This is a genomic window from Rhizobacter sp. OV335, from assembly GCF_900142965.1.
Taxonomy (GTDB): domain Bacteria; phylum Pseudomonadota; class Gammaproteobacteria; order Burkholderiales; family Burkholderiaceae_C; genus Rhizobacter.
Map to the genome: position 1 here is coordinate 31,253 of NZ_FRCQ01000030.1, position 11,987 is coordinate 43,239.

Sequence of the window (11,987 nt, forward strand, 5' to 3'; positions counted from 1 at the left end):
ATGCACGGGGCGAACGATTCTAGGGGAGCGCCAGGCGGAGGGCCTCGTGCAGCTGCGGGCGACGGATGATGTCGAGGTGGCTGGCCCCGTCGATCACTGTGGTGGCTACCACCGGTGCATGCACCGCCCAGTCGCGCAGGCGGCCCGCCGTGTCGTTCACCGACTGGCCGGCGTGGAACACGTGCATCGGCGTGTCGATGCGGCCGTGCTGGTAGCGCGCCCCCTGGGAGCGCTTGTCGAGCGTCGCCCACAGCAGGACCTCCGCCGCGTCGTCGCCGTCGCCATCGAGCGGCAGCGCGCGGTCGCCGACCAGCACCTGCTCGGCCAGCCCGTCGCGCTCGATGTCGTCGAGCCGCGTGAACAGCTCGCGCCACGCCTCGGCCATCGTCGATCTGCCGACCCACGCGTCGATCTCGCGCCAGGCCAGCGCACGTTCAGCCGCACCGAGTGGCCGCGACGCGCGCAGCGGCTCGGTCTCGAACACGTCGACCATGCCGACGAAGTCGACCGCGACGCGCCCCTGCAGTTGCCGCGCGACCTCGATCGCCAGGTCGCCGCCCGACGACCAGCCGAGCAGCGCGCAGCGCCCCTGCACCGCGGTCGCCTCGATGAACGCCGCGTACTCCGCCGCCAGCGCCTGCACCGCGAAGCCGCGCCAGCGCCGGCGCGTGTAGACGTGGCTGACGAAGCCGTGCACCGGCCGCATGCCTTGCAGCGCCTCGGTCAGCGGCAGGAACTCGCGCGAGTTGACGATCATCCCCGGCAGGCAATACAGCGGCACGCCCGCCCCGCCCGCATGCAGGCAGATCGCATCGTGCTGCTGCTCGAGCCGCTGCTGGAGTCGTCCGGCCAGGTCGCGCAGCCGCGTGGCCTGCATCACCTCCGACAGCGCCAGTCCCGTGCCGCCCGGCACCTGCTTGCGGATGCGCGCGATCAGCTTCAGGCTCAGGATCGAATCGCCGCCAAGCTCGAAGAAATCATCGTCGCGGCCGACCGCATCGAGCCCCAGCACCTCGCCGAAGAGGCGCGCCAGCGCCTGCTCGGTGGGGCCGCGCGGCGGCTCGATGGGGCGAGCCACCGCCGCCTGCACCGGCCGCGGCAGCGCCTTGCGGTCGATCTTGCCGTTGGCCGTCAACGGCATCGCGTCGAGCACGACGATCGCCTCCGGCACCAGCCACCCCGGCAGGCTGGCCTGCAGTGCGAGGCGCAGCGTGGCGGCATCGAGCACTGCACCCACGCGCGGCACCACGTAGGCCCACAGCACCGTGGCACCGGCCTCGCTCTCGCCGGGCAGCACCGCGGCATCTGCCACGCCGTCCATCTCGCGCATCCGCGCCTGCAACTCCCCCGGCTCGACTCGGAAGCCGCGGATCTTCAGCTGGTCGTCGCTGCGGCCGAGGAACACCAGCGCGCCATCGCTGCGCTGGCGCACACGGTCGCCGGTGCGGTACAGGCGCTCACCTGGCTTGAACGGCGACGCGACGAAGCGGCTCGCCGTCAGCCCCGGCTGCCCCTGGTAGCCGCGCGCGACGCCCGGCCCGCCGACATACAACTCGCCGGCGATGCCGGGCTGCACCGGCTCGAGCGCGTCATCGAGCGCGAAGGCCGACATGCCGCCGATCGGCCGGCCCAGCGGCAGCGCCGCATCGGTCTCGGCCGCGACGTGCATCAGCATGCCGACGCAGGTTTCCGTCGGCCCGTAGTGGTTGACGATGCGCAGCCCCGGTCGCAGCGTGCGCACCGCGGCGATCAGCGCCGCATCGGCCACCTCGCCGCCGAGCACCAGCGTGTGGGCCGGCAGCACGTCCTGCGGTCGGGCGGCGTTCAACAAGCCCTTCAGGTGGCTGGGCACGATCTTCAGCACGTCGATGCGGTGGCGCTGCATCGCGTCGGCAAACGCATCGGGGTCGAAGGCCGCGGCGGGGTCGAGCATCAGCAGGCTGCCGCCGGAGCACAGCGCGCCGAACAGCGTCGTGTGGCCGAGGTCGGCAGCGACGGTCGAGACCATCGCGAAGTTCAGGGCCTCACCAGGCAGCGCCAGCCGCGCCAGCATCGATTGCGCATAGTTCGCGAGCGCGCCGTGCGAGACGACCACGCCCTTCGGTGCGCCGGTCGAGCCGGAGGTGTAGATCAGGTACGCGGCCTGGTCGGGTAGCAGCACCGGCTCGGGCGGCAGCAGCAACGGCAGCGGCGCGTCGAAGCGCGGCTCGATCACCGGCAGCGTGCTCCACGGCACCGGCGCAGCGGCCATCAGCGCGCGGGCGCCGCAGTCGCGCACCAGCGCCTGCAGGCGCGGCACCGGCAGCGATGGATCCAGCGGCACGACCACTGCGCCGGCCTTCATCACCGCCAGCATCGCCAGCACGAACGCGCTGCTGCGCTCCAGCAGCAGCGCCACGCGCGCCTCGGCGCCGATGCCACGCTGGCCGAGCTGCGCGGCCAAGCCGCGGGCGGCGCGCTCCAGCTGCGCGTGCGTGTGCGCGCCGTCCGCACCGACGACGGCCGGACGCTGCGCATGCCGCACGGCCTGCACGGCCCACAGCGCCGGCACGCTTTGCCATGGCCACTTCACCGGCTCGCCATGCAGCACCGACGGCTCGCCCGGCAGCGTGGTCGACGCCAGCGCGCGCTGTGGATCGGTGGCGACCTGCGCAGCGAGATCAACGAAGGCAGCAGCCAATCGGTCGACCGTCGCGCGATCGAACAGGTCGATCGCCCACGCGAGCTGGAAGTCCAGCCCGCGAGCGTTCTCCATCACATCGAGGCTCAGGTCGAAGTGCACCTCGTCGACCGCGACGCCGTCGATGTCGATCTGCAGCCCGCCCTCCGCCGGCAGGCCCGATGCACCGCCGGTGGCCTGCGACGCGCACTTGACCTGGAACAGCGGATGCAGCCCGGCACTGCGCTCGACGCCGAGCGCCTCGACCAGCTGGTCCAGCGGCAGGTGCGCCTGCTGCCGCGCGGCCAGCAGCCGCTCGCGCACCTGGCGCAGCAGGGCCGCGAAACCGGCCTGCGGATCGATGCGCAACCGCAGCACCATCACGTTGGTGAAGTGCCCGACCATGCCGGCGAGCTCCGCGCGGTCGCGGTTCGCCGACGGCACGCCGATGCACACATCGCGGTCGCCGCCGTAGCGGTGCAGCAGCAGCGCGAGCAAGGCCAGCGTCACCATCGCGGGCGAAGCGGCATCGCGGCGCGCCAGCGCGAGCAGCGCGTCGCCGGTCTCGGGCGGCAGGCCGAAGCCGAGCAGCTCGCCGCGGGCACTGCGTGGCGCACGGCGCGGGCGGTCGAGAGGCAGCGTAGTGGCGAGCGGTGCGTCGCGCAGCTCGTCGACCCACCAGGCTTGCTGGCGCGCCAGTTCACCGGCCTCGAGCCAGCGCTGCTGCCATTGCGCGTGATCGGCGTATTGCAGCGCCGGCCGTTCGAGCGTCCGACCGGGGTCACGCAGCAACGAAGAGAGTTCCTGCAGCAGCAGCGCCACCGAGCCGCCATCCGCCGCGATGTGGTGCACACCGAGCAGCAGCACCAGCCCGCCGTCGGGCTCGCGGTGCAGCGCCGCACGGAAGACCGGGCCGCGCTCCAGGTCGAACGGCCGGGCCGCGAAGGCGCGCGCATCCGCATCGGTGCACGCGCCGTGCACCGACCAGCCGAACGCGTCCGCCGCCTCGTCGACGACCTGCACCGCCTGCCCGTCGGCATCCAGCGCGATCCGCGTGCGAAGCACCGCATGCCGCTGCACCAGCCGGCGCAGCGCGACCTGCACGTCGTCGGCGCTGCACGTGCCGCGGATGCGCAAGCGCCCGGCCAGGTTGTAGGCCGGCGATTGCGGCGCGCGCTGCCAGGCCAGCCAGAGCGCGCGCTGCGCCGGGGCCAGCGGCGCGGGCGTGCCGGGCTCGCGGGCGATCAGCGGCAGCGCGTCGAAGCCGATGCCTTCGGCGCGCAGCCGCTCGATGAAGGCAGCGCGTTTGCCCGGTGGCAACTGCACGAAGCGGTGCGACAGGGAAGCCAGTTCGATCGTCATTCCAGCGTGTCTTCCAGTGAATCTTCCAGTTCGTCGAGCAGCGCGCCGAGCCGGTCCGCGGTGCGCGCGGCCGGCCGGGCCGGCAACGCGGCGGCCAGGTCGGCCAGCGTCGGGTGATCGAACACGGTGCGCAGCGCAACCTCCAGCCCCAGCCGGTGCCGCAGCTCGGCAACCAGCCGCACCGCGATCAGCGAATGCCCGCCGAGCTCGAAGAAGTGATCGTGTCGGCCGACGCGCGGCACGCCGAGCAGCTCGCACCAGATCGCCGCCAGCGCCTGCTCGGTGTCGCCGAGCGGCGGCACGTGCTCTGCCTCGGCGGCCGCTTCGGGTTCGGGCAAGGCCTGGCGGTCGAGCTTGCCGGCGGGGGTCAGCGGCAGCGTCGGCAAGATCATCAGCGCCGACGGCCGCATGGGCTCGGGCAGCACCGCCGCCAGGCGCTCGCGCAGCTGGTGTGGCTCGATCGACGCGCCGGCTTGCAACGACACGTAGGCGACCAGCCGCGGGCCGGCCGCGGAGGGCCGTGCCAGCACGACCGCCTCGCGCAGCTCCGGCTGCGCCAGCAGCGCGGCCTCGATCTCGCCGAGTTCGATGCGGAAGCCGCGCAGCTTCACCTGGTGGTCGACGCGGCCGAGGTACTCGATCTGCCCGCCATCGGTCCAGCGGACCAAGTCGCCGGTGCGGTACAGGCGGCCGCCGTCGCCATCGAAAGGATCAGCAATGAATCGCTCAGCCGTCAGGCCCGGGCGGCCGAGGTAGCCGCGGGCCAGCAACGGGCCACCGATGCACAGCTCGCCGGCCACGCCGACGACCACCGGGTGCAAGTCGGCGTCGACGATGCGCAGCGCGCGGCCGGGCAAGGCAGTGCCGATCGGCACCGAGGCCGGCCACGCGACATCGCCGGTGACGAAGGGCGTGCAGTCCAATGCCGAGGCGGTCACGGTGGCCTCGGTCGGGCCGTAGGCATTCAGCAGCCGGATGTGCGACAAGCCCGCGTCGCGCCAGGCTTTCAGGCCCTCGGGCGACATCGCCTCGCCACCCACATGCACCTGGCGCAGCGCGCCCAGGTCATGGCCGGGCTCCCGCGCGAAATCCTGCGCCAGCAGTTGCCAGTACGCCGTCGTCAAGTCCGCGACGCTGACACGCCGCGCGATCACCTCGCGGCGGAATGTCGCGCTGTCCCACACCTCCGGACCACGCAGCACTACCGCCGCGCCGACAGCCAGCGGCGCGAACAACTGCTCGACGAAGGCATCGAAGTTCAGCGTCGCGAACTGCAGCACGCGGTCGCCGGGCACGAGACCGAAGAAGTTGGCGGCCGCCTGCGCGTGCCGGGCCAGCGCCCGGTGCGACACCGCCACGCCCTTCGGCCGACCGGTCGAGCCGGAGGTGTGGATCACGTACGCGAGTTGATCCAGGTGCAGCGGCAGTTGCGGATCGCTCGCCGGCTGGTCCTTCAGCGCATCGGCGTCGACCTCGGTCAGCACCGGCGCGATGCCGCTGTCTTCCACCATCGCCAGTCGCCGCTCGGCGGGATAGGCCGGGTCCAGCGGCACGTAGGCTGCGCCGGCCTTCAGCACCGCGAGCACCGCGACGATCATCTCCACCGAGCGCTCGAGCGCGATCCCCACGCAGGCCTGCGGCCGCACGCCCTGCGCGATCAGCCGGTGCGCCAACCGGTTGGCCTGCGCATTCAGCTCGCCGCGGCTTAGTTCCACATCGCCGAAGACCAGCGCCGTCGCCTCCGGTTGCGCCCGGGCCAACCGCTCGATTGTGCGGTGCACCGGCTCGACCTCTCCCGGCACATCGCCCAGCCCGTTCTCGCCCTGCCGCAGCAGCCCGTCGCGCTCGCCATCGGCCAGCACCGACAGCGCGCCGACGCAGGCGTCAGGCTCGCGCACGAAGGCCGCCAGCACCCGCTCGACCTGCCCGGCCAACTGCGCAACGGTCGCCTCGTCGAACGCGTCATGCGCATAGCGCCAGTCGAAGGCCAGCGCCTCGCCCTGGTGCAACGCCAGCGTCAGCGCATAGTGCGTGTCGTCGCGCGTGCTCGACGCGCCGACGCGCAAGCCACCCGGCGGCGCCTGGCGCAGCGCGGCATCGATGGGATAGTTCTCGAACACCAGCAGGCTGTCGAACAGCGCCTGCCCGCCCTGCCCGGCCCAGCGCTGGATCTCGACCAGCGGCGTGTGCTCATGCTCGCGCGCCGCCAGCCCCTGCGCCTGCAGCGCGCGCAACCAGTCGCCCAGCCGCTGGGCCGGCCGCAGCGTCGCGAGCACCGGCAGCGTGTTGATGAACAGCCCCAGCATCTGCTGCGCACCCGGCAACTCGGCCGGTCGGCCGGCGACGGTGCTGCCGAAGCAGACGGTGCGCTGCCCGGTGCAGCGCGCCAGCACCAGCGCCCAGGCCGCCTGCACCAGCGTGTTGATCGTCACGCGCTCGCGGCGCGCGGCGTCGATCAGCGGCTGCACCGGCAGCGTGCGGCGCAGGCCGCCTTGTCCCGGCCGAGCCGGTTGGGGACGGCGCAGCGCCGAGGCCAGCAAGGTCGGCGACGCCAGTGGCGCGAGCTGCGCCCGCCAATGCGCCTCGCCGGCCGCCGGATCGCGCGACTGCAGCCACGCGATGTGGTCGCGGAAGCGCCCAAGCGGCGCCGGCAGCGCCGCCCTGTCGTAGGCGCGCAGCACCTCGCCGAGCAGCAGCGAGCTGCTCCAGCCGTCGAGCAGCAGGTGGTGGGCGGTCCACACGACGTGATGGCGATCGTCCTGCGTGCGCAGCAGCGCCACGCGCATCAGCGGCGGCTTAGCGAGGTCCAGCGGCGCCACCAGCTCGGCCTGCGCAAACGCGTCGACCTCGGCACCCGTGCGATCGCGCCAGTCCTGCACCGACCACGGCAACTCCACGCGGCGCGCCACCCACTGCAGCGGCGGCTGCGCGATGAAGCCGCTGCGCAGCACCTCGTGCCGCGCCAGCACGGTGGTCCAGGCGGCGCGGAAGCGGGCCACGTCGAGCCCGTCGAGGTCGACGCGCAACTGCGTGCGGTAGGCCTCGCCGCGCTCGTCGACCAGCGACTGGAACAGCATGCCGGCCTGCATCGGCGACAGCGGGTACAGGTCGTCGAGGTTCGGCAGCGGCAGCTTCAGGCCGTCCAGCGTGGCTTGATCGATGCGCGCCAGCGGGAAGTCCGACGGCGTGACGCCGAGCGCACCACCGCTGCAGTGTTCGATCAGCGCGAGCAGTTCGCCGCGGAACGCATCGACGAAGCGCTGCACCTCGGCCGTGTCATGCCGGGCCGGGCTGTAGCGCACGCTCAACGCGAGCTGGCCGTCGTACACCTGCCCGTCGATCGAGAACTCGTGCGCCTGTGGGGCCGATTCGTGCACGGAGGCGCCGGAGCGCTCCTGCGCCGGCCGCCAGGCCGCGGCCGCGTCGAAGCTGCCGTCGAACTGGCCGAGGTAGTTGAAGACGACCTGCGACGGCGGCAGCGCGCGCAAGGCCTGCTGCACCTCGGGCGGCCCGCTGTGCTTCAACAGGCCGTGCGCGAGGCCGCGCAGCGGCACGGCGCGCAAGGCTTCCTTGACCCGCTTCAGCGCCGCGCCGGGCTCGCCCAGCGGGTCCAGCACCACCGGGAACAGGCTGGTGAACCAGCCCACGGTGCGCGACAGGTCGATGTCGTCGGCAATGTCCTCGCGGCCATGGCCTTCGAGGTCGATGCGGATGCGCTCGTGCCCGCTCCAGCCGCACAACGCGCGGCCGAGCGCGGTCAGCAGCAGGTCGTTGACCTGGGTGCGGTAGGCGGATGGGGCGCGCTTCAGCAAGGCCTCGGTATGGGCGGCGTCGAGGCGCAGCTCGGTGGTGGTCTGCTCGCCGGCGAGGTTGCTGCCGTGGGGGCGTGCAACCCGTAGCCCGGATGCCAATCCGGGGTCCCCATCGACCGCCGCGTCCCGGATTGGCATCCGGGCTACGAGGGTTCTGCTCCATTCCTGGTAGCTGCTCGTCTTCGGCGGCAGTTCAACGGGCTGCCTCGCCACGCACTGCGCATAGGCCGTCTGCAGATCTTCGAGCAGGATGCGCCACGACACGCCATCCACCACCAGGTGATGGACCGCGAGCATCAGCCGCCAGCCCCCGTCGGCCACCTCGATCGCCAGGCCGCGTAGCAGCGGGCCGCGCGACAGGTCGAGGCTGCGCTGCACCTCGTCGCACAGCGCCTCGATCTCCTGTGCACCCGAGGCGCGCCGCACCCACAGCAGCTCGCGCTGCGCGGTCTCGTCGTACGCGGCATAGGCCTGGTGCCAGCCGCCCTCGGCGTCCTGCGTGAAGCGCAGCCGCAGGCTGTCGTGGTGCCGCAGCAGCGCCGCCAGCGCCTGCGCGAGCGCGGCGGTCTGCAGCGGCTCCCGGCTGTGCAGCAGCAGCGACTGGTTCCAGTGATCGCGGTGCTGCATCTCCAGCGCGAAGAACTCCTGCTGGATCGGCAGCAGCGGCACCTCGCCGACGGGATCACGCTCGGTGCGAGCCTCACGCACCACCTCGGCCTGCGCGAGTGGCGCCAGCAGCGCCGGCGTCTGCCGCTCGAAGACCTGGCGCGGCGTCAACGCCCAGCCCAGGCCGCGCATACGCGCGACGATCTGCAGGCTCAGGATCGAATCGCCGCCCAGGTCGAAGAAGTTGTCGTGGCGGCCGACGCGCGGCACGCCGAGCAGCTCGGCCCACAGCGTCGCCAGCGCCTGCTCGACCTCGCCCTGCGGCGCCTCGTAGCGGTCGCCATCGACCTGCGCCTCGATGAACGGCAGCGCCCGACGGTCGACCTTGCCGTTCGGGTTCAGCGGCAGCGCGTCGACCACCGCGATCGCAGCCGGCACCATGTAGTCCGGCAACTGCGCTGCGAGTTGCGCGCGCAGCTCGGCAGGCACCAGCACCGCGCCGGTCCGCGCGGTGACGTGCGCCACCAGCCGTGCGCCGCCCGGCCCCTGCTGCACGCTCGCGACCGCCTCGGCGACGCCAGGCAGCGGCATCAACCGGGCCTCGACCTCGCCGAGCTCGATCCGGAAACCACGCACTTTCACCTGCTGGTCGATGCGGCCGAGGTACTCCAGCTGCCCCTCGCCATCGGCATCGGCATCGACGATCCAGCGCACCAGGTCGCCGGTGCGGTAGAGCCGCCCGCCGTTCGCATCGAACGGATCGGCGACGAAGCGCTCGGCCGTCAGCCCCGCGCGGCCCAGGTAGCCGCGCGCGAGCCCGGCACCGCCCAAGTACAGCTCGCCGGCCGCGCCCGGCGGCAGCAGGTTCATGTCGGCATCGAGCACGCGCGCCGTGCGGTCGCCGCAGGGCCGGCCGATCGGCACGTAGGGGGTGTCGATGGCGGCCGCGTCACCGCGCGCCTTCCACAGCACCGGCGTGACGACCGCCTCCGTTGGCCCGTAGCCGTTGATCAGCAGCCGCGGTCGCAGGTGCTCGCGCACCGCCTGCAGCCCGGCGCGCGGCATCGCCTCGCCGCCGAACGACAGCAGCGCGAGCGGCGCGGCCCCGGCCCCCCGTTCGCCCTGAGCCTGTCGAAGGGCCCGATCATCCTGAGCCTGTCGAAGGACCTGAGCAGGGACCGAGCTTGTCGAGGGCCCGTCCGTCGAAGGGTTGTGGCCGAAGCGCGCGGGGCCTTCGACAGGCTCAGTCCGAACGGAACTGTGCTCAGGGCCACCCTTCGACAGGCTCAGGGCGAACGGATCATCCTCCCTCTCCTGGGAATGATCGCGAGCCAGCGCCTGCAGGTAGGCCGGCGGGAAACCGGCGTTCGTCACGCCGCGCTCGCGCATCGCCGCGAGCGTCTGCGCCGGCGTCCACAGCGCCTCGTCGCGCAGCAGCAGCGACGCGCCGCAGCCCAGCACCGTCAACAGCCGCTCGTGCGCGCCGTCGAACGAGAACGACAGGAAATGCAGCTCGCGCGTCGCCGTTCTCATCTCGTACAGCACGCCAGTCACGCGGCAGTGCATCGCGAGCGGCCCGTGGGCGACGGCCACGCCCTTCGGCCGGCCGGTCGAGCCGGAGGTGTAGATCACGTAGGCCAGGCTGCCGGCGTGCAACGGCACGGCGGGGTCGCTGTCGATGTCGATGTCGCCTTGCGCCTCCAGATCACGCACCGACTCCAGCGTCAGCAGCAGCGCTGCCCCGCAGTCCTCGCGCGTGAACGCGAGCCGCTCGGCCGGGTGCGACGGGTCCATCGGCACGTACGCGCCGCCGGCCTTCAGCACCGCCAGCAGCGCGACGATCAGTTCGAACGAACGCGGCAGCGAGACCGCGACCCGCGTCTCCGCCCCCACGCCTTGCGCGATCAGCCGGTGCGCGAGCCGATTCGCGCGGCGGTTCAGCTCGCCATAGCTCAGCACGCCGTTGCCCTGCAGCAGAGCCGGCGCATCGGGGTGACTCAGCGCATGCCGCTCGAACGCCTGGTGCACCCACTCGCCACCCGCCGGCTGCGGGGCGTTGACGCCCCAGGCCTGCAGTTGCGCACGCTCCTGCGCGTCGAGCAGGTCGACATCGCCCAGCGCCGTCTGCGGCTGCCAGGCCAACGCAGCCAGCATCGCGAGGTACTGCCGCGCCAGCCGCGCGATCGTCGCCGGCTCGAACAAGGCATCGGCGTAGCTGAAGACCGCCTGCACGCGACCGTCCGGATGCTCCAGCGTGTCCAGCGTCAGCTCGAACTGCGAGGCCAGTTCGCCCAGCGGCTGCTCCTGCACGCGCAGGCCGGGCAGTTGCGCGAGCAGCGCCTGGTGGTGGCGCTGGTGGTTGTAGAGCACCTGGAACAGCGGGTGCGTGCCGAGGCTGCGCTCGGGCTGCAACGCGTCGACGAGCTGCTCGAACGGCAGGTCCTGATGCTCCTGCGCACCGAGCGCGGCGTCGCGCGCCTGCGCCAGCACCTGCGCGAGCGGCATGCGCGCGTTGACGACGTTGCGCAGCACCTGCGTGTTGACGAAGAAGCCGACCAGCCCCTCGGTCTCGACGCGCTGCCGGTTGGCGATCGGCACGCCGACGCGCAGGTCGTGCTGGCCGGTCCAGCGCGCGAGCAGCGCCTGCCAGCCGGCCAGCAGCGCGGCGAACAGCGTCGCGTGATGCGCCTCGGCCCGCTGGCGCAGCGATTGCACCAGCGCCGGCGGCAGGTCGACCGCGTGCTGCGCCGCGCGCAGCCGCGCCTCGGCCACGCGCGGGCGGTCGGTCGGCAGCTGCAGCACCGGATGATCGGCACCGAGCTGGGCGGTCCAATGCGCGAGCTGCCGCGCCTGCTCGCCGGCCGCCAGGCCATGGCGCTGCCAGCGGGCGTAGTCGGCATAGCGGATCGGCAGCGGCGGCAGCGTGATCGAACGGCCCTCGACCTGCGCCTGGTACAGCGCGACGAACTCGCCGACGATCACCTGCAGCGACGCGCCGTCGGACACGATGTGGTGCATCACGACCGCCAGCACGTGCTGCTGCGGTGCGAGCCGCAACAGCGCCAGCCGCAGCAGCGGGCCGCGCGCCAGGTCGAAGGGCTCGGCGTTGATGCGCTGCAGCTCGGCGGCCAGCGAGGCTTCGTCGGTGTCGCGCTCGGCCAGCTCGATCGTGCTGGCCGGCAACACGCGCGGCTGCGCCAGCCCATCGGGCAAGGCGTCGAACACGGTGCGCAGCGATTCGTGCCGCTCGACCAGCACGTCGAAGCTCGCGCGCAGCGCGGCCACGTCGAGCCGCCCGCTCAGGCGCAGTGCACCGGCGATGTGGTACGCGGTGCCAGCAGGGTCGAGCCGCCACAGGAACCACTGGCGGGCCTGGGCGTGCGACATCGGATCGGGTTCATCGGATGAATCGGACGATGGCCACGGCACGATCGGCAGCCGGCCGAAGTCGACGCCCTGCTCGCGCAGCAGCGCGAGGAAGGCACTGCGGCGCTCGGCCGGCAAACGGGTGAATCGCTCGGCGATGTCGCGGGCGCGTGAACTCATGC

Annotated in this window: 2 protein-coding genes; both read right to left on the reverse strand. The window is 72.8% G+C overall.

Annotated elements, in window-relative coordinates; translation table 11 throughout:
• Window positions 1-19: 19 nt before the first annotated feature.
• Window positions 20-4,021, reverse strand: a complete 4,002-nt coding sequence (locus tag BUE42_RS25325; RefSeq protein ID WP_073468070.1) for a non-ribosomal peptide synthetase — start codon at window positions 4,019-4,021, stop codon at window positions 20-22.
• Window positions 4,018-11,985 (reverse strand): non-ribosomal peptide synthetase, encoded by a 7,968-nt coding sequence (locus BUE42_RS25330; protein WP_083614560.1) that lies wholly within the window; start codon window positions 11,983-11,985, stop codon window positions 4,018-4,020. The genes BUE42_RS25325 and BUE42_RS25330 overlap by 4 nt, the downstream gene beginning before the upstream one ends.
• Window positions 11,986-11,987 lie beyond the last annotated feature (2 nt).